Consider the following 24,526-nt stretch of genomic DNA (forward strand, 5'->3'; position numbering starts at 1 on the left):
GGGCAACTTCTCAATCTTACCCACCCTGTCTCGCTTGTCAAATCGGCGCGACTCGCGGATCTCAGATCCGCTGCGCAACCGATGACAGCCGCAGAAGGGGTGGATCTCCCATCCTAGACGCACGCGTCTGTTCTCACAAGTGTGAGGTGGGAGGTGGTTCTCCGCTTGAGGGGGGTGAAGCTCTTGGGCCTCTCCGCTTCCCTGTGGGGCGAACAGGTAATAAGTTACGCGGATCCCGGGGTTCTGGCAAATCGGGCGCGGCACCCCGGGCGTGTCGAACGCCATCCGATCACACTTTTCGCAGACCGGAAGCGGAAACCACCTCGACGGCCCGGAGTCGTACGATCGGAGCGTGCCCCCCACCTCGCCGTCAGACACCGCATCCACGCTCCTGGAACGGGTGTGGACGGACATCGGCCTCCGTCCACACGGTGCCGATGACCACCTCGGCGCCGCCGGCGAGACGCCGCTCCCCTCGCGGCTCGCGACGGCGGAGCTCGCCTGGTGCAGTGTGCGCGCGGTCGGACTGGTCAGCGGCATCCGCACGCCCCCTGACGGGGACCGCATAGCGATGTCCTACCGCAGCGACCGCGTGCTCACCATCGACCGCGCGGCGCCGACGGTGTGGGCACCACTGTCCGGCTTCTGGCAGACGGCCGACGGCTGGATCCGCACCCACGCGAACTACCCCCACCATGCGGCGGCCCTTCGAGGCGCACTCTCCCTGCGCGACGAGTCGACGGCGCGAGATCTCGAACGGATCGTCGGCGACAGGAGATCCGACGAGGTCGTCGCCGCCGTCGCCGACGCCGGCGGCCTTGCTGTTCGAGTCCTCCCCGAGCAGCCGGCCGTCGACCGCGCGCTGCGTCGGTCTCCCCTGGTCGAGCTCGAGCGCTCCCGAGACCGCTCCAGAGTCACCGGCCGGATCGGCTCGGGAGCTCGGCCGCTCGACGGCATCCGCGTGCTCGACCTGACCCGTGTCATCGCGGGTCCGGTGTGCACGAGAACCCTCGCGCTACTCGGTGCGGACGTGCTGCGCCTGGATCCTCCGCACCTTCCTGAGCCGGAATGGCAGCACTTCGATACCGGGCACGGAAAGCGCTCCGCGTTGCTCGACGCCCGGACGGAGCATTTCCGGGCCCTGCTCGATCACGCCGACGTGGTGGTTCTCGGCTACCGATCCTCGTCTCTCGCCCGCCTCGGTGTCGCTGCGGACGACCTTCTCGCGCGACATCCGTCCCTCGTCGTTGCCGAGCTCAGCGCCTGGGGATGCGATCGTCCGGAGCGGGCGGGTTTCGACAGCCTCGTGCAGGCGGAGTCCGGGATCGCCGTGGTCGAGTCTCCAGACGGCGTCCGGCCCGGCGTGCTCCCCGCCCAGGCGCTCGACCACAGCGCCGGCTACCTGCTCGCGGCCGGCGTCATTGCCGCGCTGCGACGACAGGAAGACGAGGGCGGCGGGTTCCGCATCAGCACCTCCCTCCGCCGAGTGGCCGCCGAGCTCCTCGGGATGGCGAGGCAGGATGAGCCGCAACCGGCCCGCGAGTTCGACACCGCGCCGCACGTCGCGACTTTCGACGTGGACGGTCTCCGGCTGACGACCGCACGGCCAGCGCTCCCCGGTCTCGAATTCGCAGCGCCCCGCCGATGGAGTCGCGATCAGCCGCGCTGGTGAGCGCGACGGAACAGCGGCAGCGAGAGACAGAGCACCAGCGTGGCGGCGCCCCACAGAGCGCACGCTGGCGGCAGCATCCGATACGCGAGGTGCTGCACGGTGAAGTCCTCGGTGAAGGGACCGTGGACGGCGTAGCCGAGGATCAGGGCGACCAGCAGGACGACCGGGAGGGACGCCCACCACGCGAGGCGCACCCCTGCGGGTACGGACTGCACGACGTCGTCACGCACCTCGGCGCGGTCGAGCCACAGGAGCATCCAGACGCCGATGCCGACCAGACCCAGGATGCTCGACCCGTGCTGCAGCCACTTGTATCCCTTGAGCGGCCCCCACATCTCGTCGAGTGCGGGGAGCACGTCGACGCCCCACCGCCCCTCGTGCGTGAAGAGGTCCCAGACGATGTGCGACACCACGCCGAGCACGAGCGAGACGGCGAGGAGCACCGGGTACACCGGACGTGGCGGTGCCCCGATCAGCGCGCCTCGAACCGCGGCCACACCGGTCGTCGGCCAGTCAGCCGGCAGGCGCCGCGCGATCGAGAGCGGGGCGAGCTCGCCGACCGCCGGACGCAGCACCACACGCCAGACGACGAACAGCACAAGGGCGACGACCGCGGTCCACACGACGTTTGCGAAGGTGTGGGTGAATCCGTAGTCGAGGCCGACGCCGCGCAGGAACAGGGGCAGATCGGGTGTCATGGCGCCGATCGCGATCGCGGCGGGCACGAGCGGCGTCCGGATGAACGGCAGCGCCACCAGCGCGTGGCTCGGCGTGAACGGCATGGCTGTCTCCTGTCGAGCGACGAACCCGTGAAGCCTAACGGCGGCGACCTGGGAACACCCGGATCGCCGCCGTCAGGATCGGATCAGGAGACGAAGACCCCTGCGAGGGTCTTCTTGCCGCGTCGCAGAACCGAGACGCCGCCGGGGAGCGAGCCCCGCACGGTCCCGCTCTCGTCTTCGACGCGGACGCCGTCGAGCGAGACGCCGCCCTGGGCGATCGCTCGCCGTGCTTCAGAGAGGCTCGACACGAGACCCGTCGCGACGAGTGCGTCGACGACGGGCGTGCCGGAGGCGAGCGATGCATTCGGCAGCTCCTCGAGCGCGGTCCGCAGCGTCCCGGCATCCAGGGTCGTCAGGTCGCCCTGGCCGAACAGGGCCTCGGATGCCGCGATGACGGCCGCGGCCGCATCGATACCGTGCACCGTGGCCACCACCTCGAGCGCGAGACGCTTCTGCGCCGCGCGGCGGAACGGCTCGGACTCGACGAGCGCCGCGTACTCCTCGATCTCGGCACGACTCAGGAACGTGAACACCTTGAGTCGATCGATCACGTCGGCATCCGCCGTGCTCAACCAGAACTGGTACATGCGGTACGGGCTGCACATCTCGGCGTCGAGCCAGATCGCGTTGCCCTCGCTCTTGCCGAACTTCGTGCCGTCGCTGTTGGTGATCAGCGGCGTTCCGATCGCATGCACCGAGACGCCCTCGACGCGGTGGATGAGGTCCGTGCCGCTCGTGAGGTTGCCCCACTGGTCCGATCCGCCGGTCTGCAGGACGCAGTCGTACTGGCGGTAGAGCTCCAGGAAATCCATGCCCTGGAGGATCTGGTAGCTGAACTCGGTGTAGCTGATGCCTGCATCCGAGTTCAGGCGCGCGGCGACGGCATCCTTCTTGAGCATCGTGCCGACACGGTAGTGCTTGCCGATCTCGCGGAGGAAGTCGATCGCCGACAGCGGCGCCGTCCAGTCGAGGTTGTTCACGATGCGCGCTGCGTTGTCGCCCTCGAAGCTCAGGTAGCGCTCGACCTGTGCGCGCAGCCGATCGACCCACTCGCCGACGGTCTCGCGGGTGTTCAGCGTGCGCTCGGCCGTGGGCCGCGGGTCACCGATCAGACCGGTCGACCCACCGACGAGGCCGAGGGGCTTGTGGCCGGCGAGCTGGATGCGCCGCAGAGTCAGCAGCTGCACGAGATTGCCGAGGTGCAGGCTGGGTGCCGTCGGATCGAAGCCGCAGTAATACGTGATCGGATCCCCGGCGAGAAGGGCGCGCAGCGCCTCCTGATCGGTGGACACATGGACGAGGCCGCGCCACAGCAGTTCGTCCCACACGTTCTCGAACGTGGGATCGATCGCCGGCGCGGCGGTCGTCAGAGCGGAATCAGACACGCGATCCAGGCTATCAGCGCGGATCGCGTCACATCGCGCCGCGCGGTCAGCTGTGCGCGGCCCACCACACGAGGAACGCAGCGCCGAGGGCGATCACCCAGCTGACGAGGCTGCCCACGAGGAAGTACTCGGCGCGGGCACCGGTCTCGCCGTCACGGGAGATCTCGGGGAACCGGACGATTCCCTTCGCGGCGAGCATGGCGGCGAGGATCGGGTACGCCGCCGCGAGGGTGAGGATCAGCACGAGAATCCGCTCGAGCGGTCCGATCAGACGCCCACCCTTGAACCCGCTGCGCGGGTCGACCGGTCCCGAGGCCGCGGTGGGTGCGATCGGGTCGCCAGCGGCATCCGTCGTCGTAGAGAGAGGCGGCGCGGTCGTCGTCATGGCAGCGGGCTCGGACTCCGACGGAGCGTTCGTCCGGGCGATGTCGACCGGTCGCCAGGTGTGCTCGCCGTCGAGGGCGGCGCGCACGACGAGGTTCGCGGATTCGAGGAGGAACACGGCGGCCCCGAAGCTGAGCACCGCGAGATCGAAGGGGACCTCGCCGAACGGTGACCGCAGCTCCCAGATCCCTCCGATCAGGCCGGTGTCCTGACGGGGGCCGAGCCAGACCACGGCGCCGATGACGAGGATGCCGAGCAGCACCGCCGGCCAGAAACCCAGCGGCGCGCGACGCTCGGAGGGCATGCACCACACCCACAGCGCGCCGACCGCCAGCGCGGCGATCATCGGGAGCAGGGCGTCGCTCACGCTGCCGAGCAGCAGCAGGATGATCGCGACCGTCAGATAGCCGATCCAGCGGCGTGGCGCGAACTGCCGCACGAGGTCGGCCGCTCCGACGGCGAGCAGGGCGAAACCGGCGGTGATCATGAGGTGCCTCCCCGGAGAGCGACGACCCCGTCTAGGATCGCGGTGCTGCCGGCATTGCGCAGGGACTTCGACACGCTCGGCTGCGTGATCCCCTCCTCGTCGGCGAGGTCGAGCTGGGAACGACCGATCAGGCGCCCATAGGTGAGGCGCCGTTCGCGTTCGGACATCGCGCCGACGAGTTCGTCGCGCACGAGCAGGTACGCGTTCGAAGCGGCGATCGTGCTCTCCATCACCTCATCCTGCCCCGGGGCACCGACAATCCACGTCCTCGAGCGGGGGACGGTGCGCCCCTCCTTCGCGTGCACGGTCTCGATCGCCTCTCGCGCGGCGTACCAGCCGGGACCGTCGGCGAGCTCGCGGTGCACCGATTCCACCGAGCTGACCGCTCCGATGCCGACGCCGAACCGGAAGCCGACCCCGTCGGGCAGGCGCAGCTGGATCATGAGCAACGAGATCAGGGCGTCTTCCAGGCGACGGTAGACGCCCTGCTGCTCGTCGCCTACTGTGGGCGTGAGCGGCTGGCTCGCGAGCGGTATGTCCTGCTCGACGAGAGCGATCGTCTTATCGAGCACGCGCTGCGCGGCGGAGCGATCGTCGAGCTTGCGAGAGCCCACGATGTCGGCGACCACGGCGATGACCATGCGATAACCATATCACGCATATTCGAAGTTTATGCCTTATTTGGCTATAGGCTGTCGTTATGCCTGATGCAGACATCCTCCCCTGGACCCAGGGCACCTGGACCACCGCTCCCGCAGCGATCGACTCCGCCGACGACCGCCTCGCCGTCACCGCCGTCGAGGGCAGCGACGCCTGGCGGCACACGGCCTATGGCTTCGTGCACGACACCGAGCACGCGCTGCTCGCACCGCTCCGGGTGGGCGAGGCCGTCGAAGTCTCCTTCCGCGCACCCTGGACCGGCCAATTCGACCAGGCCGGCGTCTTCGTCCGGACCGACGACCAGCACTGGGTCAAAGCCGGCGTCGAATATGCCGACGGACACCTCGGCCTGGGCGCTGTCGTGACGGCGATCCGCTCCGACTGGTCGGTGGGCCATGTCGACGACTGGCTCGACAGCGAGATCACCGTGCGCGTGAGCCGATGGACGGATGCCGTGATCGTCCGAGCCCGCGCGGACGATGGACCGTGGCGACTCGTGCGGGTCGCGCCGTTCGACGGCGAGGCGACGGCCTCCGCCGGCCCCTTCCTCGCCGCGCCGACGCGCGCCGGACTCACCGTCACGTTCACCCGCTGGGCGCGGACCGACGCCGACGGCGCGCTGCACTGACACGGGACGAACTCGCGACCCGGTTCCGCGTCAGAGTCCGAGGGCGTGCGCTGCGGCCTGAGCCCTCGCGACGAGCTCCGCGCGCTGCTCGGCGACCCGCTCAGGTGCCGTCCCTCCCGCACCGGTACGCGACGCCACCGACCCCTCGATCGTGAGCACCTCCCGGACCTCGGGCGAGAGGTGCGGCGACACCGACTGCAGCAGCTCGTCGGAAGCGTCCTCCAGGCCGATCCCCTGCTCCTCGCAGGCGCGGACCAGCGCACCCGAGATCTCGTGAGCGTCGCGGAACGGCACCCGTCGCTTCACCAGCCACTCCGCGACATCCGTCGCGAGCGAGAAGCCCTCAGGCGCCAGTGCGGCCATGCGCTCGGTGTCGAAGCGGAGCGTCGCGATCATCCCCGCGAACGCGGGCAGCACGACCTCGAGCGTCTGCACCGAGTCGAAGACCGGCTCCTTGTCTTCCTGCAGATCGCGGTTGTAGGCGAGCGGCAGCCCCTTGAGGGTCGCCAGCAGACCCGAGAGGTTGCCGATGAGACGACCCGACTTTCCGCGGGCGAGCTCGGCGATGTCGGGATTCTTCTTCTGAGGCATGATGCTCGACCCGGTCGACCAGCTGTCATGCAGGGTCACGAAGCCGAACTCGCGCGTGTTCCAGAGGATGATCTCCTCGCTGAGACGTGACAGATCGACGCCCGTCATCGCAGCGATGAACGCGAATTCCGCGACCACATCGCGCGCAGCGGTGCCGTCGAGCGAGTTCTCGGCCGGCCGATCGAGGCCGAGCTCCGAGGCGACGAGCGCCGGGTCGAGGCCGAGCGTGGACCCGGCCAACGCTCCCCCGCCGTAGGGCGAGACACCCGCGCGGCGACGCCAATCGACCAGCCGTTCGAGTTCGCGCACCAGCGGCCAGCCATGGGCCTGAAGGTGATGAGCGAGAAGCACCGGCTGCGCGTGCTGCAGGTGCGTGCGCCCGGGGAGGATCGCGTCGGGGTGGGCTTCCGCCTGGGAGACGAGCGCGTCGATCACCCGGAGCAGGTCGCGGGCGACCACCCGCGCGTGGTCGATCAGGTACATCCGCACGAGCGTCGCGATCTGATCGTTCCTGCTGCGGCCGGCCCGCAGGCGCCCGCCGAGCTCCGGACCGAGCTCCGCGATCAGCGCCTGCTCGAGTGCCCCGTGCACGTCCTCGTCCGAGGGAACGGGACGGATGCTGCCGTCGGCGACCTTGCGCGCCACGGCATCCAAGCCCTCGTGCATCTTCGCTGCCTCGTCGGCCTCCAGGTACCCGGCCGCCTCGAGGGCGGTCGCGTGCGCGTGCGAACCCGCAATGTCGTACGGCGCGAGGATCCAGTCGAAGTGCGTGGAGCGACTGAGCTCGGCGAGCTCGGGTGACGGACCGCTCGCGAAGCGGGCGCCCCACAGCGCGCCCTCGTTGGTCCCGTCGTTCTTGGAAGAGGTCATCACGCGTCCTTCTTGCCGAGCAGCCACACCAGCAGCGCCTTCTGCGCGTGCAGGCGGTTCTCCGCCTCGTCCCACACCACGCTCTGCGGCCCGTCGATCACCTCGGAGTCGACCTCGTAGCCGCGGTCGGCGGGGAGGCAGTGGATGAAGATCGCCTCGGAGTCGGCGAGCGTCATGGTCTCGGGCGTGACCTTATAGCCGCCCAGGTCACGGATGCGAGCGAGCTTCTCCTCCTCCTTGCCCATCGACACCCAGGTGTCGGTGACGACGACGTCGGCTCCAGCCGCCGCCTCGACCGGATCGGTGAGGAGGGTGATCGACCCGCCGGTCTCCGCCGCCCGGCGGTCGGCCGCCTCGACGACGTCGGCACGGGGAGCGTAATCGGCGGGCGAGGCGATGCGCACGTGCATCCCGGCCGTGACGCCGGCGAGCGCGTACGAGTGCGCCATGTTGCTCTGTCCGTCGCCGAAGAACGTCAGGGTGAGGCCCTTCAGATCGCCCTTGTGCTCCCGGATCGTGAGCAGATCGGCGAGCAGCTGGCACGGGTGGAAGTCATCGGACAGCGCGTTGACGACCGGCACGCGGGTTCCTGCCGCCATCTCCTCGAGCCCCGCCTGCGCGTAGGTGCGCCATACGATCGCGGCGACCTGGCGCTCGAGCACACGGGCCGTGTCCGACGGTGTCTCCTTGCCGCCGAGCTGGCTGTTCGCCGTCGAGATGATGAGCGGCGAACCGCCCAGATCGGCGATGCCCACCGCGAACGAGACCCGAGTGCGTGTCGAGGACTTGTCGAAGATGACGGCCACGGTCTGAGGACCTGCGAGGGCCTTGTTCGCCCAGCGATCCTTCTTCAGCTCGATCGCGAGGTCGAGGATCTCCGCCTGCTCCGCGGGGGTCAGGTCGTCGTCCCGAAGGAGGTGGCGGGTCATGCGTGAGCCTTTCCGGAGTCGGTGAGAGATGCCGAGACGTCGGCGAGCGCGGCGGCGAACAGGTCGCGGAACTCGGCGAGCTCGGCATCCCCGATCGTGAGGGCCGGCGCGATGCGCACGGTCTCGGGGTTGGCCGCGTTGACGATGAGGCCGTGCGCCTGAGCGGCTGCCACGACATCGCCGGCGACCGGAGCGCTGAGCCCGACACCGATCAGCAGACCGCGCCCGCGCACCTCGGCGACGAGCGGCGAGTCGAGACCGGTGATGATCTCGCGCAGCTCCTCCCCGCGACGGGCCGCGTTGTCGACGAGGCCCGCGCGCTCGATCTCCGCGAGCACCGCATCGGCTACGGCGGTGGCGAGCGGGTTGCCGCCGAACGTCGATCCGTGCGACCCCGGTGTGAACAGCGAGCTCGCCCCCCCGTAGGTGACGAGTGCGCCGATCGGGAAGCCGCCGCCGATACCCTTCGCGAGCGTGATGGCGTCGGGCGTGATGCCCTCGTGACTGAAGCCGAACCAGGCTCCGGTGCGACCCGCGCCGGTCTGGATCTCGTCGACGATCAGCAGGGCACCGTGCGTGAGCGTCAGCGACCGCGCTGCCTGCAGGTACCCGTCGGGCAGATCGACGACGCCCGCCTCACCCTGGATGGGTTCGACGATGACGGCGGCGACGCGGTCATCGATCGCGGCTTCGAGCGCCTCGATCGTGGCCGGGATGTGCTCGACGCCTCCGGGCATGGGTTCGAAAGGAGCACGCATCGACGACTTGGCGGTGAGGGCGAGCGACCCCATGGTGCGACCGTGGAAGCCGTTCTCCAGTGCGAGGATGCGCGGCCTGTCGGCACCTCCGTGCAGACGGGCGAGCTTGAAAGCCGCTTCGTTCGCCTCGGCTCCCGAGTTAGAGAAGAAGACGCGGCCGTCGATGCCCGCGCCGGCGAGGCGCTTGAGGCGCGCCGCGAGAGCGAGCTGCGGCGGCGTGGCGAAGTAGTTGGAGACGTGCGCGAGGGTCGCCGCCTGCGTCGCGACCGCATCGACGAACACCGGATGCGCGTGACCGAGCGAGGTCACGGCGATGCCCGCGAGGAAGTCGAGGTGACGGGTGCCCTCCGAGTCCCAGAGGTACGAACCCTCGCCTCGTGTGAGGAGAGCGAGGCGGCGTCCCGCATTGAGGACCAGGTCGTTCTCCGCGTCGTCCTGCCACGTGCTCATGCCGTCGTCCCTGCGCTTCCCTTGACCACTTCTGTTCCGATTCCCTTGCTCGTGAAGAGTTCGACGAGTACCGAGTGCGGCACCCGTCCGTCGATGATCGCCGCGGCGTCGACGCCGCCCTCGACCGCGTCGAGGCATGCGCGCATCTTCGGGATCATGCCCGACTCCAGAGAGGGCAGCATGTCGACGAGCGCGTCCGAGGTCAGATGAGATACGAGGGAGTCGCGGTTGGGCCAGTCGGCGTAGAGTCCTGGCACATCGGTGAGGATGACGAGCTTGCGCGCCTTCAGCGCCACGGCGAGCGCGGCCGCCGCGGCATCGGCGTTCACGTTGAGCGACTGACCAGGGTGGTCGAGGTCCGGAGCGATACTCGACACCACGGGGACCCGTCCGGCCGACAGGTGGTCGAGCACCGGGGTCGGGTCGACCTGCACGACGTCGCCGACCCGACCGAGGTCGATCTCCTCGCCGTCCACGACGACCCCGCGGCGGCGGCCTCCGAAGAGCCCGGCGTCCTCCCCGCTGAGGCCGGTCGCGATCGGGCCGTGGGAGTTGATCTTCGACACGAGCTGCGGGTTCACCTGACCGGTGAGCACCATCCGCACGACGCCGATGGCCTCCGTGTTGGTGACGCGATAGCCGCCCTTGAACTCACTGGGGATCTCGAGACGCTCGAGCATGTTCGAGATCTGCGGTCCCCCGCCGTGCACGACGACCGGCAGCACGCCGACGTAGCGCAGATACGCGATGTCCTGGGCGAAGGCCTCCTGCAGCTCGTCCGAGACCATCGCGTTGCCGCCGTACTTGACGACGACGATCTGGTCGCGGAACTTCTTCAGCCACGGCAGGGACTCGATGAGCGTCGATGCCTTCGCTGCGGCGACGTCGGGCGTTGTGTCCTGGATGTCGGTCATGAGGCGTAGGCGCTGTTCTCGTGCACGTAGTCGTGGGTGAGGTCGTTGGTGAGGATCGTCGCCGTCTCGTCGCCGACCTTGAGGTCGATGACGAGGTGCGTGGCGCGCGGCGAGAGGTCGACCTCCTCGCGCGGACGGTCGGGGCCGCCCTCACTGCACACGCGGACACCGTTCATCCACACGTCCACGTCGTAGGGATCGAACTGTGCGTTCGTCGTGCCGATCGCGGCGAGCACTCGGCCCCAGTTGGGGTCGTTGCCGAAGATCGCCGCCTTGAAGAGGTTGTTGCGGGCGACGGAGCGGCCGACCTCGACGGCATCCGTCTCGGACGCGGCGTGGCGCACCTCGATCGTGATGTCGTGGCTCGCGCCCTCGGCGTCGCCCTGGAGCTTCACGGCGAGCTCCTGGCACAGCTCACGGAGCGCGGCCCCGAAGTCGTCGAGCGCGGGTGCGACACCCGATGCCCCGTTGGCGAGGAGCGTCACCTGGTCGTTGGTCGACATGCACCCGTCCGAATCGAGCCGGTCGAACGTGCGACCGGTCGCGGCCCGCAGCGCGGCGTCGGCCTCCAGGGGCTCGAGCACGGCATCCGTGGTGATGACGACGAGCATGGTCGCGAGACCGGGCGCGAGCATGCCTGCCCCCTTGGCCATGCCGCCGATGGTCCATCCGTCGCGGCTCACGACGGCGGTCTTCGAGACGCTGTCGGTGGTCATGATGGCCTCGGCGGCGATCTCCCCGCCGTCCGGCGAGAGCTCGGCGATGGCCTGCTCCGTACCGGCGAGCACCTTGCCTCGGAACACCTCGTCGCCCACGCCGATGAGCCCGGTCGAGCAGATGAGCACGTCGCCCGCACTGATGCCCAGGAGCTCGGCGGCCTTCTCGGCGGTCTGGTGCGTGGTCTGGAAGCCGAAGCTTCCGGTGAAGCAGTTCGCCCCGCCCGAGTTCAGCACGACGGCCTCGACCACGCGATCGGCGACCGCCTGCTGCGACCAGATGATCGGGTTGGCCTTGGCCCGGTTGCTGGTGAACACGGCGGCGCCCACCTTGCGGGGCCCGCGGTTGACGACGACGGCGACATCGGGCTTGCCGGTCGACTTGAGTCCGGCGGCGACTCCGGCCGCCTCGAATCCTGCGGGGGCGGTGACGCTCACGGCGCGACTCCGTTCACTGAGAGGGCGCGGGACTCGGGGAGCCCCAGCGCGAGGTTCATTGCTTGCACGGCGGCGCCGGCCGTGCCTTTGACGAGGTTGTCGACGGCGGTGACGACGGTCACGCGGTTCGCGGCCCGATCGATCGCGAGTCCCATGAGCGCGGTGTTCGCGCCGAGGACGTCCGCGGTGCGAGGGAACTGCCCGGCGGGCAGCAGCTGCACGAAGGTCTCGTCGCCGTAGGCCGACTCCCACGCGGCGCGGATCTCTTCGTCGGTGACGCCCTCGACGATCGGCGCCGTCGAGGTCGCGAGGATGCCCCGCGACATCGGCACGAGCACCGGCGTGAAGGAGATCCGGATGCGGTCCTCGGCCGCGTCGGGCGTGATGCCGGATGCCGCGGCGAGGGCCTGCCGGATCTCCGGGATGTGCCGGTGGGTGCCGCCGACCGCGTACGGGTTGGCCGTGCCGAGGATCTCGCTCGCCAGCAGGTTGGTCTTGAGGCTCTTGCCGGCGCCCGAGGGGCCGACCGCGAGCACGGAGACGATATCGCGGGGGTCGATGACACCGGCCGCGACTCCCGGTGCGAGGCTGAGGCTGACGGTCGAGGCGTTGCAGCCCGGCGCGGCGATCCTGGTCGCACCCCGCAGCTGCTCGCGCTGCTTGACGCCGCCCGCGAGGAGCTCAGGAACCCCATAGGTCCAGGCGTCGTGGAAGGCTCCCCCGTAGAAGGCGTCCCAGGCGTTCCGGGAGGTGAGCCGGTGGTCGGCCCCCGCGTCGATCACGAGCGGGGTGTCGCCCAGCGCGTCGGTGTACTGACCCGATTGCCCATGAGGCAGCGCGAGGAAGACGATGTCGTGCCCGGCGAGGACCTCGGGGGTTGTGTCCTGCAGCGTGAGGTGGGCGAGCGAGCGCAGGTGGGGCTGGTGCCGGACGAGCGGCTGCCCGGCGTTCGAGTGGGCCGTGACGGTGCGGATCTCGATGTCGGGATGCCCGGCGAGGAGGCGTAGGATCTCGCCGCCCGCATAGCCGGATGCGCCGGAGACGGCGACGGAATACGTCATGCTTCTACCTTAACGGTCGGACCCTTCGCGGAACTCAGGGTGCAGTGTCGGGGGCCGGGGCGGCGACACCGGCACTCGACCGCCGGGCAGGCAGGAGCGCGGGGTCGCCTAGAGTCGGCGGCCGCCGCGGCGTCGGCGCACAGCGATGATGCTCGGAGCGAGCGTCAGGGTGGCGGGGGCCGAAGGCATGCCGCGACGATAGCGCGCCCCTCGCAGGACGCGCAAATCGGCCGCGTCACAGGAGGTGGCTCCCGCACGGAGCCCGGTTGCCCGCCATCCGCGCGACGACCGTCCCCCCTTAACTGAGGAGGCTCAAGAGGGCGAGTTCGTCGTCGCGGGTGAGCCCCGCGCGTCGCGGGCGGTCGACGCCGCGTCGGTCCTCATCGGCGATGACCGTCGCGACCGTGTCCTCGAGCGGTCGGAGGCCGCCGCCCGCCTCGCGATATCGATCGTTCGACCGTCGCATGAAGCCCGGCATCTCAGCGGGCAGCCACAGCGGCAGCGACCTCTCCCCCGCCCAGTAGTTCACGTTCTGCGCGACGAGCCAGTCGTCCGTCGCCTCGACGGTGTCGCCGTCATGCTGCGCGGTCGAGCGGAACAGCGCGAGCACGTCGGAGAGCGGATGCCGGTCGCCGATCGCATTCACGACGCCGGTGGCCGCTGTCGTCACGACGAACTCTGCGAGGTCGGCGACATCGATGACCTGCGCATCCCGGCCGTCGGCGGTCGGCACGAGCACGGGCTCCGTCCGCGCCCGGAGGAACGCCGCCGCCCAATAGCCGAACCGGTCGCTCGGATCGCCGTCGCCGACGATGAGCCCCGGCCGGACGATCAGCATGCGGTCCTCGCCGAGCTGGCGAACGGCGTTCTCGGCGGCGACCTTCTGGGCCCCGTACTCGTCCTCGCCGGACGTGGCCGGAGCGACGAGGGGCGCGGTCTCGTCGGCATCGATCGTCACGTCGTCGGCGTAGACCGACATCGATGAGACGTAGGTCCACCGGCCCGCTCGCTCGCGGAGCGCTTCCACGGCCGCGCGGACGTGATCGGCTCGGGACGAGACGTCGACGACGTGGTCCCAGTCGGTGCGCGAGACGACGTCGTAGGCATCCGGGTCGTCGCGGTCGCCGATCGCGAGCGTCGCTCCGTCAGGCGCCGGGCGCTCGCCTCGCGCGAGACACGTCACCGCTGCGCCCGACAGCAGCCAGCGTCGCGCGATGCGCCCCGACAACCACCCCGTTCCGCCGAGGATCAGTACATCCGCCATGGGTCCATGTCACCAGCATCCTCGCTGCAGCGGAAGGGGCATCCGCTGTCAGCGGAGGCCCATCAGGGCGCGCGCAGGTCCTCGAGCCCGTCGAGAACCGGCACGGTCCACGTGGGATCAGGGCGCCAGGCGATCCACTCGGGGCCGAACGGCCAGTCCCCGGCGGTGAACGAGGCGATGGCCGCTGCGGCGTGCTCGTTGATGTGCGCCGCCTGATCGCTGTCCAGGCGGCCCTGCTCGATGGCGGCGACGAGCTCGTCCTCGTCCTTCATGCTGATCCGTCCGTCCGGCTCGATCTCGACGTCGAGCACATGGTCCGACGTGAAGGTCGCGTGGTCGGTGCGCAGATGCGCGTTCTCGAGGTTCACGTACCACCCGGCGAAGGTCCAGTCGGCACCCGTCGCCTCACTCCAGAACAGCCAGACCGACCATGGTCGACCGGCCGGCGCGATCCGCAGGATGCCGTTGCCCACCCACTCCTCGACGATGCGCCGACGCGGTTCGATCCAGCGCCGCTCGAGCGGAACAGTGCGCACGCGCTGCCCGTCCGCCGCGCCCTGGCCCTCCTGTTCGGTCCCCGGCGCGAGCCAGGCGACGAGCCCGCGCTCATCATCGCGGACGACCCGCATCGGAGCGATCGTCGAGGGCTCGCCGCGCAGCCACCCCGGCTTGCGGTAGTGCCAGTCGATCTGATCTCCTGGCGCGAGAAAAGGCGGCTCGCCCAGCGGACGCGTCCCGTGCGGTGCCGACGGCGGCGTGGGGTGCGGGTTCACGGTCGTCATCTCGCCACGATACCGGTGAGCCGGCCCGAGCATGTGCCGCATCCGCCATCGGGATGCGGCACGCGTCTCGGATTCAGTCGCGGATCGTGGCGCCGAAGCGCTCTGTGGCGATGGCCACGCCCGCGAGCTTCGCGTCGGTCGCCTCCGCCGCGGTGAGCGTGCGATCGTCGGCGCGGAAGCGCAGCGCGAACGTGAGGCTCTTGGCGCCGTCGGGCAGTCCCTCGCCGCGGTAGTCGTCGACGAGACCCACGGACTCGAGCAGCTCCCCCGCACCCTCGATGAGGGCCGCGCGGACATCGCCCGCCGGCACCTCAGCGGGCACGACGAGCGAGACGTCCTGCGTCGCCGCGGGGAACGTGGACAGCGAGGGCGCGACCGACTTCGCGCCGGCGAGCGACAGGATGCCGTCGAGGTCGAGCTCGACCACGGTCGCGCGGCCGGGCAGATCAGCGGCGGAGGCGACGTCGGGGTGGAGCTCGCCCACGTACCCGACCTCGGCGCCGTCGACGGTGAGCACGCCCGTGCGCCCCGGATGAAGCGCCGCACGCTGCGACTGGGCGACATCGATCGTCACGCCGGCCGCTTCACCGATGACTCGCACGGCATCCAGCGCTTCCGAAAGGCCGGAGGGCTCCGCCGCACGGCCAGGCTGACGCGCCGCGGTGTTGCCGGTGAGCAGCACCGCGACATGGCGGTGCTGCGGCGGGATGGAGGCGTTCAGCTGCGCAAGCGTCTCATCGGAGGGCCGCGCGCCCAGCGGCGGCACCTCGTCGGTGCCGTACGTGACGCCGGGCTCGGGCAGGAAGACGACACCGGTCTCGAACAGCGCGAGATCGGTCAGGCCGCGCGAGATGTTGCGGTGCGCGGTCTGAAGGAGCCCGGGGACGAGCGAGCGACGCAGGTACGGGGCCGACCCGTCGAGCGGATTCGCCAGGCGGATGCTCGGCAGGTGCTCCCCCGATGCCGAGCCGTGCAGGTCGTTCTGCGCTTCCGTCGTGAACGGGAACGACGGCGTCTCGACCAGACCCGCTGCGGCGAGAGCGTTCGCGACGCGACGACGCCCCTGCTGGTGAGCGGTCAGACCCCGGCCTGACGGCGGGGTGGGCAACACCGACGGGATGCGGTCGAGGCCGTGGATGCGTGCGACCTCCTCGGCGAGCGACCACTTGTCGGTGATGTCGGGCCGCCAGGTCGGGGGGATGACGGTCCAGCCGGCTCCCTCGGCGCTCGAGTCCGCCAGCGGAGCCACTTCGGCGCCGATCATCGTCAGCGCGTCGGCGATCTCGGCATCCGTGTAGTCGACGCCGATGAGCCCCTGCACGAAACCGGCGGGGAGCTCGATCTCGGCGACGAAGATCTCGGCGAAGAGCGCACCGCCCTCGTCCGTCAGCGTTCCCCCGGCGAGCTCGACCATGAGGTCGGCGGCGCGACGGGCGGCGACGAACGGCACGAGCGGATCGACTCCGCGCTCGAAGCGCTTGGACGCCTCGCTCGGCAGCTTGTGCCGGCGTGCCGTGCGCGCGATCGTGATCGGGTCGAAGGTGGCCGCCTCGATGAGCACGTTGCTCGTCGTCTCGCTCATCTCTGTGGTGCCGCCTCCCATCACGCCGGCGAGGCCGATGGGACCGGACTCGTCGGTGATCAGAAGGTCCTCGACGTGGAGCTTCCGCTCCTGACCGTCGAGCGTGGTCATCTTCTCCCCCGGCGTCGCGCGTCGGACGGTGATGCCCCCCTGGAGCTTGTCGAGGTCGTAGCCGTGAAGAGGCTGGCCGAGCTCGAGCATCACGTAGTTGGTGATGTCGATCAGCACGCCCAGGGACCGCATGCCGGCGAGCGACAGGCGCGCGATCATCCACGGTGGCGTGGGGCGCGTCGGGTCGACGTCGCGGACGACCCGGGTGACGAACTCGCTCGCCCCGGCCCGGCCGCGGATGGGCGCGGCGTCGTCGACGACGGCGGTATGGCCGGTGCCCGGCTGCAGCTCGGCGAAGTCCCGCTCGGCGGGGTCGCGGAACTTCGCGCCCGTCGCGTGCGAGTACTCGCGTGCGATGCCGCGCACCGAGAACGCGTAGCCGCGGTCCGGCGTGACGTTCACGTCGACCGCGACGTCGTCGAGGCCGAGCAGCGCGATCGCGTCGGCGCCGACGGGAGCATCGATGCCGAGGTCCGACAGCACCAGGATGCCGTTGTGCTCGTCGCCGAGGCCGAGTTCGCGCGCCGAGGCGATCATGCCGTCGGACACATGCCCGTAGGTCTTGCGCGCCGCGATGGGGAACGGACCAGGCAGCACGGCGCCGGGAAGCGTCACGACGACCTTGTCGCCGACGACGAAGTTGTGCGCGCCGCAGACGATGCCGCGGACGCCGCCGTTCTCCTCGCCGACGTCGACCTGGCACCAGTTGATGGTCTTGCCGTTCGACTGGGGCTCCGGCTCGAGCGACAGCACCTGCCCGACGACGATCGGACCCTGCAGGTCGAAGCGGTGGACATCCTCCTCCTCGAACCCGACGGAGACCATCGCCGCGAGGACGTCCTCGGGCGTCGCATCCGCTGCCACATCGACGTATTCACGCAGCCACGAGAGCGGGACGCGCATCACACCACCATCCCGTACTGCTCGCTGAAACGGACATCGCCCTCGGCCATGTCGCGCATGTCCTGCACATCGCTGCGGAACATGAGTGCCCGCTCGACGCCCATCCCGAACGCGAAGCCGCTGTACACGTCGGGATCGATCCCCGCCGCGCGCAGCACATTCGGGTTCACCATGCCGCATCCTCCCCACTCGATCCAGCGCGCTCCGCCCTTGAAGGTCGGGTGCCACAGGTCGAGCTCCGCCGAGGGCTCCGTGAACGGGAAGAAGTTCGTGCGGAAGCGGGTCTTCGCCTCCGGGCCGAAGAGCTGGCGCGCGACGTGGTCGAGCGTGCCCTTCAGGTGGGCCATCGAGATGCCCTTGTCGATCACAAGGCCCTCGAACTGCGTGAACACCGGCAGGTGCGTCGCGTCGAACTCGTCGGTCCGGTAGACGCGGCCGGGGCACAGCACGTAGATGGGCACATCGCGGTCGAGCATCGAGCGCACCTGCACGGGGCTGGTGTGGGTGCGCATCACGAGGTGGCGCGACGTGGGGTCGACGTAGAACGTGTCCTGCTCCTGGCGAGCGGGGTGGTCGACGTCGAAGTTCAGCGCGTCGAAGTTGAACCACTCGTGCTCGAGCTCCGGACCCTCGGCGATCTCCCACCCCATGCCGACGAAGATGTCGGATATCTGCTCGCTGAGAAGCGTGAGCGGATGCCGGGCGCCCACGCGCGAACGCGAGGAGACCGCGGTGATGTCGACGCGCTCGGACTCCAGCCGGGCCGCGACCTCGGCGGCGGCCAGTTCGGACTCCTTGGAGGTGAGGGCCTGGGTCACGCGTCCGCGTCCCTGACCGACGAGCTTGCCGAACGCCGCCTTGTTCTCGGGGGCGACCTGACGCATCGAGGCGTTGAGCACCGCGAGCGGCGATCCCTCCGCGACGTGCGCTGCGCGGGCGGCTTTCAGCTCGGCGGTGTCGGCTGCGGCGGCGATGGCATCGAGCGCCGCCGCGACAGCGGCTTCGACCGCCTCCGGGGTGATTTCGAGAGACTCAGACACGAGAGTCGAGTCTACCGGCGCACAGTGCCGCGCTCAGACGCCGCCTGTGCCGGTACTCGTGCCGTCGAACTTGCCTGCGCCCCGCTGCATGGCGATCAGCTCGGTGTTCGTGCCGCCCTCGTGCTGACGGGGGTCAGGTCCCTCGTTCGGCCCGCCGGGCGCCCCCGCGCCTCCGCGGAGCTTGGGCGACCGCCGGGTGCGGATCTCCAGCCAGCGAGCGATGCCCGACAGGATGAGGCACATGACGATGTAGATGCCGCCGATAACGAACGCGGACTGCAGCACGGGGCGTCCCTGCTGCGACGTCAGCTGCTTCGCGAAGTACAGCAGCTCGGGGTACGTGATGATGAACCCGAGCGCGGTGTCCTTGAGGGTCACGACGAGCTGGGCGACGATCACCGGCAGCATGGCACGGATCGCCTGAGGCAGGAGGATGAGGCGCATGACGCCGCTCTTGCGAAGACCGATCGCGTAGCCGGCCTCCTTCTGACCGCGGGGCAGCGACTCGACGCCCGCGCGGATGACCTCGGCGAGCACCGAGCCGTTGTAGACCATGAGCGCGATCACGACGGCCCAGTACGGCTCCATCTTCACGCCGACCGTCGGCAGTCCGTAGTAGAGCAGCATCATGAGCACGAGCACGGGAACCGCGCGGAAGACCTCGGTGATGACGGTCACGGGCACGCGGATCCACGCGTGATCCGACAGACGACCGATCGCGAGGACGAACCCGACGACGAGGCTCAGCACACCTGCGAGGGCGAACGCCGCGAGGGTGCGACCGAGGGCGCCGAAGATCTGGGTCCACACGGCGCTGAAGGTGAAGACGTACCAGCGCGATGCGTCGAACTGCCCGCTGACCGCGAAGCGCCAGACGATGAAGCCGAGCAGGGCCAGGATGACGACGACGGTCGCCACCCCGAGCAGCCGGTTCCGCAGGATGGCCTTGGGACCGGGGACGTCGTACAGGACGGAAGTCATCGCGCGATCCTCCACTTGTTCTCGAGATACCGCTGGAGCCAGCTGAGCAGCAGGACGAGGGCGACGAAGATCGCCGCGACCCACAGGAGGACGACGAGCGCGTTCTCACCGCGCTCGCTGAGGTAGGAGCGGATCGCTCCCAGCTCCAGGACCGAGAAGCCTGCGGCGACCGTGGTGTTCTTGAGCAGCGCGATGAACACGCTCATCATGGGCGGCACGACCGACCGGAAGGCCTGCGGGAGGACGACCAGGGACATGACCTGCCCGAACGGGAGGCCGATCGCCCTGGCTGCCTCGGCCTGCCCGACGGGGACGGTGTTGATGCCGGCACGCAGCACTTCGGCGACATAGGTCGCGGTGTAGATGCCGATCGCGAGGATGCCGAGGATGGTGGTGCTGAGCTTCGGCAGACCCAGCTGGGGGTAGCCGAAGACGAAGAAGAAGAAGACGAGCGTCAGCGGGGTGTTGCGAATGAGGTTCACGTACACCGTGCCGACGCCGCGCGCGATCGGGACAGGCGAGACGCGCATGGCGCCCACGATGATCCCGAGGACGAGAGCGAGGACACCGCCGCCGAAGAAGATCAGCAGGGTGTTGCCCAGCGCTCTTCCCCACAGGTCGGTGTTTCCGAAGATGACGTCCACGCCGTCCTCCCCTTCTGAGTTCTGAGGAGGGGGCGGCCGCGGCGGCCGCCCCCTCGGGTCGTTCAGTCGATCAGTCGACGGCCGGCTGGGTGACCTCGATGCCCGAGGACCCCAGGTTCTTGTCGAAGATCGCCTGCCAGGTGTCGCCGCCATCGGTGAACATCGTGTTGATGAACTCCTGCAGCGCGGCGTCGTCCTTGGCGAGGCCGACGCCGTAGCGCTCCTCGGTGAACGGCTCGCCGACCACCTTGAGGTTGTCGGGGTCCTGCGCCGCGTAGCCGATCAGGATCGCCTGGTCGGTCGTGACGGCCTGGACCTCGCCCGAGAGCAGTGCCTCGACGCACGCGGAGTACAGGTCGAACTCCTTGGTCGGGACCTCCGGGTAGTTGGTGCGGATGTTCTGGATGGGCGTCGAGCCGGTCGCCGAGCACACCGTGGTGTCGGCCGTGAGGTCGGCCTCGCTCTTGATGTCGTCGTTGTCGGCGGCGACGAGCAGACCCTGGCCGGTGATGAAGTAGGGGCCGGCGAAGGCGATCTGCTCCTTGCGCTTGTCGGTGATCGAGTAGGTGCCGACGTAGTAGTCGATGTCGCCGTTCGTGATCGCCTGCTCGCGGTTCGCCGAGGCGATCGGCTTGAACTCGATCTTGTCCTCGTCGTAGCCGAGCGAGGCGGCGATCCAGCGGGCGATGTCGACGTCGAAGCCGGTCCGCTCGTTCGTGGTCACGTCGAGGTAGCCGAGACCGGGCTGGTCCTCCTTGACGCCGATGACGACCTTGTCGCGCTCCTTGATGGCGTCGAACGTGGGGCTGCCCTCGAGGTCGACGTCCGTCGCCACCTCGAACCAGGTCGAGTCCTCTCCGCCCTCGTCGCCACCGGTGCCTCCGCCGGGGTTCGAGGGGCTGCCGCTGTTGCAGGCCGTCAGGGCGAGCAGTGCTGCGGCTGCGATACCGAGTCCTGCCAGTGTCCGTGTGCGTCGCATGTGCGTCTCCTTCGTGTGCTGTGTGTGCAGGGTCTGTGAAGTGTGCGGGGAAGGGCTCAGTGCGTGAGGAGCTTCGAGAGGAAGTCCTTCGCGCGGTCGCTCTTCGGGTTCGTGAAGAACTCCTCCGGCGTCGCCTCTTCGACGATCTGACCGTCGGCCATGAAGACGACGCGGTCTGCCGCTTTGCGCGCGAAGCCCATCTCGTGGGTGACGACGATCATCGTCATCCCCTCCTGGGCGAGTTCGACCATGACGTCGAGTACCTCGTTGATCATCTCGGGGTCGAGCGCGCTGGTGGGCTCGTCGAAGAGCATGACCTTCGGGTGCATGGCCAGGGCGCGCGCGATCGCGACACGCTGCTGCTGTCCGCCGGAGAGCTGGGCGGGGAGCTTCGACGCCTGCTGCGCGACGCCCACCCGCTCGAGCAGGGCCATGGCCTCCTTCTCGGCATCCGCCTTCTTCATGCCGCGGACCTTGATCGGGCCGAGCGTCACGTTCTCGAGGATCGTGAGGTGGGCGAAGAGGTTGAACGACTGGAACACCATGCCCACGTCGGCACGCAGGTTCGCGAGCCCCTTGCCCTCGGCGGGCAGCGCCTTGCCGTCGATGCTGATCGTCCCGCTCGTGATGGTCTCGAGGCGGTTGATCGTGCGGCACAGGGTGGACTTGCCGGAACCCGAAGGACCGATCACGACCACGACCTCGCCGGCGTTCACCGTGAGGTTGATATCCGTGAGCGCCTGGAAGTCGCCGTAGTGCTTCTGCACATCGTCGACCACGACGAGGGGCTTATCAGAGGTCATCATTTCTCCAAACTAACCACGTGCGTGACGCGGCTCCAGGCGGACTCGGGGAGATTTACACGTTCGTAATCCCCTGATCGCGGCGGTTCCACCTCGGCGGCGGAGTGCCCCCCGGTCCGCCCCCGCGAACCGTGGGGGCGTCCCTGCTGCCGTGCTCCTCCCCCAAGGAGCTCGAGGCAGCAAGCCTCCGATCCGATGCGATCGAGCGCTGAGACGACGGGATGCCGAAGTCCTCGCCTGCGGGCAGGGCGTCGGGACTGTGGCATAGGAATTCTCCGTCGAATCATGCGCGATCGACCCCAGATTGGCAGAGCGGAATGCCGGGACGAGAACTTCTTGAGGATTTCTTGAGATCGACGATCGGAATATCAATCGCGCTGCTCGCGGAAGTACTCGATCGCCCCTGGGTGCAGCGGGACAGGACCGGTGAAGATCGCCTGCGTGCGGTCGAGGAGGGCAGCTGCAGGCACGTCGTGCGCGAGACGCGTGCGTCCGTCGAAGAGGGCGCGAAGGACGTCACTCACCACCTCCGCAGGGGTGCCGCTCGAAGTCACCAGGTAGTTCGGCACGGCGAGCGTCGGCTCGGACTCCTCGAGGCCGTACAGGCCGACCGGCAGGTCCGAGGGGCGGTAGGCGTACGAGTAGCGTTCGTTGACGCGGTTCACCCAGTTCTGCTCGATCGGCAGGAGCCGGACGGGGGTCGTCTGCGCGAGTTCGGCGATGCCGGGAGTGGGGACGCCCCCGACCCAGAAGAAGCCGTCGATCCCGCCGCTCTGCAGCGCGTCGATCGATGCGGCGAGTCCGAGCTCCGGGTCGCTGATCGATGCGGGGTCGACGTCCGCCGCATCCAGCACTCGCGATGCGATGACGTTGACCCCCGAGTTCTCCGCTCCCAGCGACACGACCCGACCTGCGAGGTCGTCGAGTCGGTCGATATCAGAGTCCGCGCGCACCACGACGTGCAGGTACTCGTCATAGAGACGGGCGACGGCCTGCACGGGTAGCGGGTCCCGGAACGCGCCCTCGCCCTCCACGGCATCCGCTGCGGCGTCCCCCTGCGCGAAGCCGAGCAGAGCCTCCCCCGAGCTGACGCGGAGCAGATTGTCGACCGAACCGGCGGTCTGAACGGCGGTCATGCGCACGTCGAAGCCGGTCGCGAGCTCGGCGGCGAGCGCGTCACCGTACGCGAAGTAGACGCCGTTCGCCCCGCCTCCTGCGATCTCGTGGTCGGTATCGTCCCAGTCCGGGGACCGCGACGAGCACGCGCTCATCGACGCGGCGAGCAGCACGGCGAGCATGCCTGCGACGATGCGCCGCCCGGTGATGCGCACGCTCATGCGTCCGCTCCGTCCGGCAGGAGGAGGGTGACGAGCAGCCCGCCGCTCTCCGGCGAGTCGACGAGCAGCTCGGCCCCCAGGGACCGGAGCAGATCCGTCGCGATCGCGAGGCCGAGCCCTGAACCGGGGGTGTCCCCCCTGTCGTCGCTGCGCCAGAAGCGGTCGGTGGCAGCAGCCGCCTGCTCGGCGGTGAGCCCCGGCCCCTGGTCGCGCACGGTCAGCCGGCACGCGTTCTCGTCTCGCTGCGCCGCGACCACCACGACCGAATCGGGCGTCGAGTACTTCACGGCGTTGTCGATCACCGCATCCAGCGCGCTCTCCACGATCGTCCGATCGGTCACGGTCATGACGGGATCCCCGCCCGGCGCCACGACCGAGATGCCCCGCTGACCGGCGACCTCCTGCCATGCCTCCGCGCGTCGCCCGGCCAGAGCGATCAGGTCCACCGCAGAAACCGTGGTGTCGCCGCGGCCGCCCCTGGCGAGACTGAGCAGCGTCTCGAGGATGCGCACCAGGCGTCGCCCTTCCTCCCGCGTCTCCTCGACATCGTCGCGCCACTCGTCGCCGAGTCCCGTCGACAGGTGCTCCACGCGGAGAAGCAGCGCGTTGAGAGGATTGCGCAGCTCATGCGACGCGTTGAGCGCGAACTCCTGCTGCCTCGTCATCACCCGCTCGATCTCGTCGGCCATGCCGTTGAACACCCGCGTCATACGTCGCAGCTCCGGCGGACCCGTGTCCTCAGCGACACGCGCGTCCATCTCCCCGCGCTCGATCGCGATCATCGCCTCGTCGAGTCGCCGCACCGGCGAGAGCACCCAGCGCGCGAGCTGCATCACGAGCAGGATGCCGAGACCCACCGTTGTCACGGACACGAGCGAGAGCACGATGACCTGCTGCACGATCTCGGCGCGCGGAGCCGCGGTGTCGGCCGACACCATGACCGCGCCGATGACGTCTCCGTCGTCGAAGACCGGCTCGACCAGCGAGGACTCGGGGATGCTCCACGGGAACACGGGCGCGGGAGCCTCCGCCCGCCGGCCGGACAGCGCGAGGCCCACGCGCGCCGTCTCCTCGTCGGAGAGCACGTCGCCCTCACGGTCGCCCGCCGCCCACGCCGCGCCCGTCAGATCGAACACCCGGACATCGATGTCGTAGACCTCGTGGAACCGGCGCACCTCGGCGTCGATCACCGTTGCGGCCCCCGAGCGCAGGGCCTGCCTGGCACTGGTCACGAAGTACGCGAGGTCGCCGAGCTGCTCGGTGTAGAAGGTCTGCTGGATGCTGCGCGTCGCGCTCCACGCCGTGACGCCGCCGAGCGACATGAGGATCGCGATCAGCGGCACGAGGAAGACGACGACGAGGCGTCTGCGCATCC

Annotated in this window: 22 protein-coding genes; 2 read left to right on the forward strand and 20 right to left on the reverse strand. The window is 69.5% G+C overall.

Annotated elements, in window-relative coordinates:
* Positions 1 to 352: 352 nt before the first annotated feature.
* A complete protein-coding gene (locus AUC47_RS02235) occupies positions 353 to 1,672 on the forward strand; it encodes a CoA transferase (RefSeq protein ID WP_256999407.1) in 1,320 nt (439 codons plus the stop codon).
* On the opposite strand, the gene AUC47_RS02240 is transcribed toward AUC47_RS02235, so the two are convergent.
* The 4 genes from AUC47_RS02240 to AUC47_RS02255 form a co-directional block, all read right to left on the reverse strand.
* Positions 1,657 to 2,454: a DUF4184 family protein gene (locus AUC47_RS02240; RefSeq protein ID WP_096713625.1), complete on the reverse strand. Its 798-nt coding sequence runs from the start codon at positions 2,452 to 2,454 to the stop codon at positions 1,657 to 1,659. The genes AUC47_RS02235 and AUC47_RS02240 overlap by 16 nt on opposite strands.
* An 83-nt stretch (positions 2,455 to 2,537) precedes the next feature.
* Positions 2,538 to 3,839: a tyrosine--tRNA ligase gene (tyrS, locus tag AUC47_RS02245; RefSeq protein ID WP_179297483.1), complete on the reverse strand. Its 1,302-nt coding sequence runs from the start codon at positions 3,837 to 3,839 to the stop codon at positions 2,538 to 2,540.
* Between the two features lie 46 nt (positions 3,840 to 3,885).
* Positions 3,886 to 4,710 carry a hypothetical protein gene (locus AUC47_RS02250; RefSeq protein ID WP_096713627.1) on the reverse strand — a complete coding sequence of 275 codons (825 nt, stop codon included), beginning with the start codon at positions 4,708 to 4,710 and terminating at the stop codon, positions 3,886 to 3,888.
* Complete coding sequence (locus AUC47_RS02255; protein ID WP_096713628.1) at positions 4,707 to 5,351, reverse strand: SatD family protein; 645 nt, start codon at positions 5,349 to 5,351, stop codon at positions 4,707 to 4,709. The genes AUC47_RS02250 and AUC47_RS02255 overlap by 4 nt, the downstream gene beginning before the upstream one ends.
* Positions 5,352 to 5,410: 59 nt before the next feature.
* On the opposite strand from AUC47_RS02255, the gene AUC47_RS02260 reads away from it, so the two are divergent.
* Positions 5,411 to 5,998 (forward strand): DUF1349 domain-containing protein, encoded by a 588-nt coding sequence (locus tag AUC47_RS02260; RefSeq protein ID WP_096713629.1) that lies wholly within the window; start codon positions 5,411 to 5,413, stop codon positions 5,996 to 5,998.
* A gap of 30 nt (positions 5,999 to 6,028) precedes the next feature.
* Here AUC47_RS02260 and argH read toward each other — a convergent pair whose 3' ends face one another.
* The 16 genes from argH to AUC47_RS02340 form a co-directional block, all read right to left on the reverse strand.
* Positions 6,029 to 7,459 (reverse strand): argininosuccinate lyase, encoded by a 1,431-nt coding sequence (gene argH, locus AUC47_RS02265; RefSeq protein WP_096713630.1) that lies wholly within the window; start codon positions 7,457 to 7,459, stop codon positions 6,029 to 6,031.
* The gene (gene argF / locus AUC47_RS02270; RefSeq protein ID WP_096713631.1) at positions 7,459 to 8,388 is read right to left on the reverse strand and encodes an ornithine carbamoyltransferase; all 930 of its coding nucleotides are present in this window, start codon (positions 8,386 to 8,388) and stop codon (positions 7,459 to 7,461) included. Before argF ends, argH begins: the two co-directional genes overlap by 1 nt.
* Positions 8,385 to 9,596, reverse strand: coding sequence for an acetylornithine transaminase (locus AUC47_RS02275; protein WP_096713632.1), 1,212 nt, complete (start codon positions 9,594 to 9,596; stop codon positions 8,385 to 8,387). Before AUC47_RS02275 ends, argF begins: the two co-directional genes overlap by 4 nt.
* The gene (argB, locus tag AUC47_RS02280; RefSeq protein WP_096713633.1) at positions 9,593 to 10,510 is read right to left on the reverse strand and encodes an acetylglutamate kinase; all 918 of its coding nucleotides are present in this window, start codon (positions 10,508 to 10,510) and stop codon (positions 9,593 to 9,595) included. Before argB ends, AUC47_RS02275 begins: the two co-directional genes overlap by 4 nt.
* Positions 10,507 to 11,664, reverse strand: a complete 1,158-nt coding sequence (gene argJ, locus AUC47_RS02285) for a bifunctional glutamate N-acetyltransferase/amino-acid acetyltransferase ArgJ (protein WP_096713634.1) — start codon at positions 11,662 to 11,664, stop codon at positions 10,507 to 10,509. Before argJ ends, argB begins: the two co-directional genes overlap by 4 nt.
* On the reverse strand, positions 11,661 to 12,725 hold the full coding sequence (gene argC, locus AUC47_RS02290) for an N-acetyl-gamma-glutamyl-phosphate reductase (RefSeq protein WP_096713635.1): 1,065 nt from the start codon (positions 12,723 to 12,725) through the stop codon (positions 11,661 to 11,663). The genes argJ and argC overlap by 4 nt, the downstream gene beginning before the upstream one ends.
* A 298-nt stretch (positions 12,726 to 13,023) precedes the next feature.
* On the reverse strand, positions 13,024 to 13,989 hold the full coding sequence (locus tag AUC47_RS02295; protein ID WP_096713636.1) for an NAD-dependent epimerase/dehydratase family protein: 966 nt from the start codon (positions 13,987 to 13,989) through the stop codon (positions 13,024 to 13,026).
* Positions 13,990 to 14,051: 62 nt separating this feature from the next.
* Positions 14,052 to 14,771 (reverse strand): DUF402 domain-containing protein, encoded by a 720-nt coding sequence (locus tag AUC47_RS02300; RefSeq protein ID WP_179297484.1) that lies wholly within the window; start codon positions 14,769 to 14,771, stop codon positions 14,052 to 14,054.
* 73 nt (positions 14,772 to 14,844) lie between these two features.
* Complete coding sequence (gene pheT / locus AUC47_RS02305) at positions 14,845 to 17,367, reverse strand: phenylalanine--tRNA ligase subunit beta (RefSeq protein WP_096713638.1); 2,523 nt, start codon at positions 17,365 to 17,367, stop codon at positions 14,845 to 14,847.
* Positions 17,367 to 18,407 carry a phenylalanine--tRNA ligase subunit alpha gene (pheS, locus tag AUC47_RS02310; protein WP_096713639.1) on the reverse strand — a complete coding sequence of 347 codons (1,041 nt, stop codon included), beginning with the start codon at positions 18,405 to 18,407 and terminating at the stop codon, positions 17,367 to 17,369. The genes pheT and pheS overlap by 1 nt, the downstream gene beginning before the upstream one ends.
* 33 nt (positions 18,408 to 18,440) lie before the next feature.
* Positions 18,441 to 19,388 carry an amino acid ABC transporter permease gene (locus AUC47_RS02315; RefSeq protein WP_096713839.1) on the reverse strand — a complete coding sequence of 316 codons (948 nt, stop codon included), beginning with the start codon at positions 19,386 to 19,388 and terminating at the stop codon, positions 18,441 to 18,443.
* Complete coding sequence (locus AUC47_RS02320) at positions 19,385 to 20,032, reverse strand: amino acid ABC transporter permease (RefSeq protein WP_096713640.1); 648 nt, start codon at positions 20,030 to 20,032, stop codon at positions 19,385 to 19,387. Before AUC47_RS02320 ends, AUC47_RS02315 begins: the two co-directional genes overlap by 4 nt.
* A gap of 70 nt (positions 20,033 to 20,102) precedes the next feature.
* The gene (locus AUC47_RS02325) at positions 20,103 to 21,011 is read right to left on the reverse strand and encodes a glutamate ABC transporter substrate-binding protein (RefSeq protein ID WP_096713641.1); all 909 of its coding nucleotides are present in this window, start codon (positions 21,009 to 21,011) and stop codon (positions 20,103 to 20,105) included.
* Between the two features lie 56 nt (positions 21,012 to 21,067).
* On the reverse strand, positions 21,068 to 21,814 hold the full coding sequence (locus AUC47_RS02330; RefSeq protein WP_096713840.1) for an amino acid ABC transporter ATP-binding protein: 747 nt from the start codon (positions 21,812 to 21,814) through the stop codon (positions 21,068 to 21,070).
* Positions 21,815 to 22,182: 368 nt separating this feature from the next.
* On the reverse strand, positions 22,183 to 23,151 hold the full coding sequence (locus AUC47_RS02335; RefSeq protein ID WP_096713642.1) for a TAXI family TRAP transporter solute-binding subunit: 969 nt from the start codon (positions 23,149 to 23,151) through the stop codon (positions 22,183 to 22,185).
* Complete coding sequence (locus AUC47_RS02340) at positions 23,148 to 24,524, reverse strand: sensor histidine kinase (protein ID WP_096713643.1); 1,377 nt, start codon at positions 24,522 to 24,524, stop codon at positions 23,148 to 23,150. The genes AUC47_RS02335 and AUC47_RS02340 overlap by 4 nt, the downstream gene beginning before the upstream one ends.
* Positions 24,525 to 24,526: the final 2 nt, after the last annotated feature.

The sequence above is a fragment of the Microbacterium sp. SZ1 genome (assembly GCF_002362255.1).
Lineage (GTDB): Bacteria > Actinomycetota > Actinomycetes > Actinomycetales > Microbacteriaceae > Microbacterium.

Excerpts from the sequence above, each read along its gene's own strand:
- AUC47_RS02240 (WP_096713625.1), bottom strand. The coding sequence starts at position 2,454 with ATGCCGTTCACGCCGAGCCACGCGCTGGTGGCGCTGCCGTTCATCCGG.
- AUC47_RS02250 (WP_096713627.1), bottom strand. The coding sequence starts at position 4,710 with ATGATCACCGCCGGTTTCGCCCTGCTCGCCGTCGGAGCGGCCGACCTC.
- AUC47_RS02255 (WP_096713628.1), bottom strand. The coding sequence starts at position 5,351 with ATGGTCATCGCCGTGGTCGCCGACATCGTGGGCTCTCGCAAGCTCGAC.
- AUC47_RS02260 (WP_096713629.1), top strand. The coding sequence starts at position 5,411 with ATGCCTGATGCAGACATCCTCCCCTGGACCCAGGGCACCTGGACCACC.
- argH (WP_096713630.1), bottom strand. The coding sequence starts at position 7,459 with ATGACCTCTTCCAAGAACGACGGGACCAACGAGGGCGCGCTGTGGGGC.
- argF (WP_096713631.1), bottom strand. The coding sequence starts at position 8,388 with ATGACCCGCCACCTCCTTCGGGACGACGACCTGACCCCCGCGGAGCAG.
- AUC47_RS02275 (WP_096713632.1), bottom strand. The coding sequence starts at position 9,596 with ATGAGCACGTGGCAGGACGACGCGGAGAACGACCTGGTCCTCAATGCG.
- argB (WP_096713633.1), bottom strand. The coding sequence starts at position 10,510 with ATGACCGACATCCAGGACACAACGCCCGACGTCGCCGCAGCGAAGGCA.
- argC (WP_096713635.1), bottom strand. The coding sequence starts at position 12,725 with ATGACGTATTCCGTCGCCGTCTCCGGCGCATCCGGCTATGCGGGCGGC.
- AUC47_RS02295 (WP_096713636.1), bottom strand. The coding sequence starts at position 13,989 with ATGGCGGATGTACTGATCCTCGGCGGAACGGGGTGGTTGTCGGGGCGC.
- AUC47_RS02300 (WP_179297484.1), bottom strand. The coding sequence starts at position 14,771 with ATGACGACCGTGAACCCGCACCCCACGCCGCCGTCGGCACCGCACGGG.
- pheT (WP_096713638.1), bottom strand. The coding sequence starts at position 17,367 with ATGCGCGTCCCGCTCTCGTGGCTGCGTGAATACGTCGATGTGGCAGCG.
- AUC47_RS02315 (WP_096713839.1), bottom strand. The coding sequence starts at position 19,388 with ATGACTTCCGTCCTGTACGACGTCCCCGGTCCCAAGGCCATCCTGCGG.
- AUC47_RS02325 (WP_096713641.1), bottom strand. The coding sequence starts at position 21,011 with ATGCGACGCACACGGACACTGGCAGGACTCGGTATCGCAGCCGCAGCA.
- AUC47_RS02330 (WP_096713840.1), bottom strand. The coding sequence starts at position 21,814 with ATGACCTCTGATAAGCCCCTCGTCGTGGTCGACGATGTGCAGAAGCAC.
- AUC47_RS02335 (WP_096713642.1), bottom strand. The coding sequence starts at position 23,151 with ATGAGCGTGCGCATCACCGGGCGGCGCATCGTCGCAGGCATGCTCGCC.
- AUC47_RS02340 (WP_096713643.1), bottom strand. The coding sequence starts at position 24,524 with ATGCGCAGACGCCTCGTCGTCGTCTTCCTCGTGCCGCTGATCGCGATC.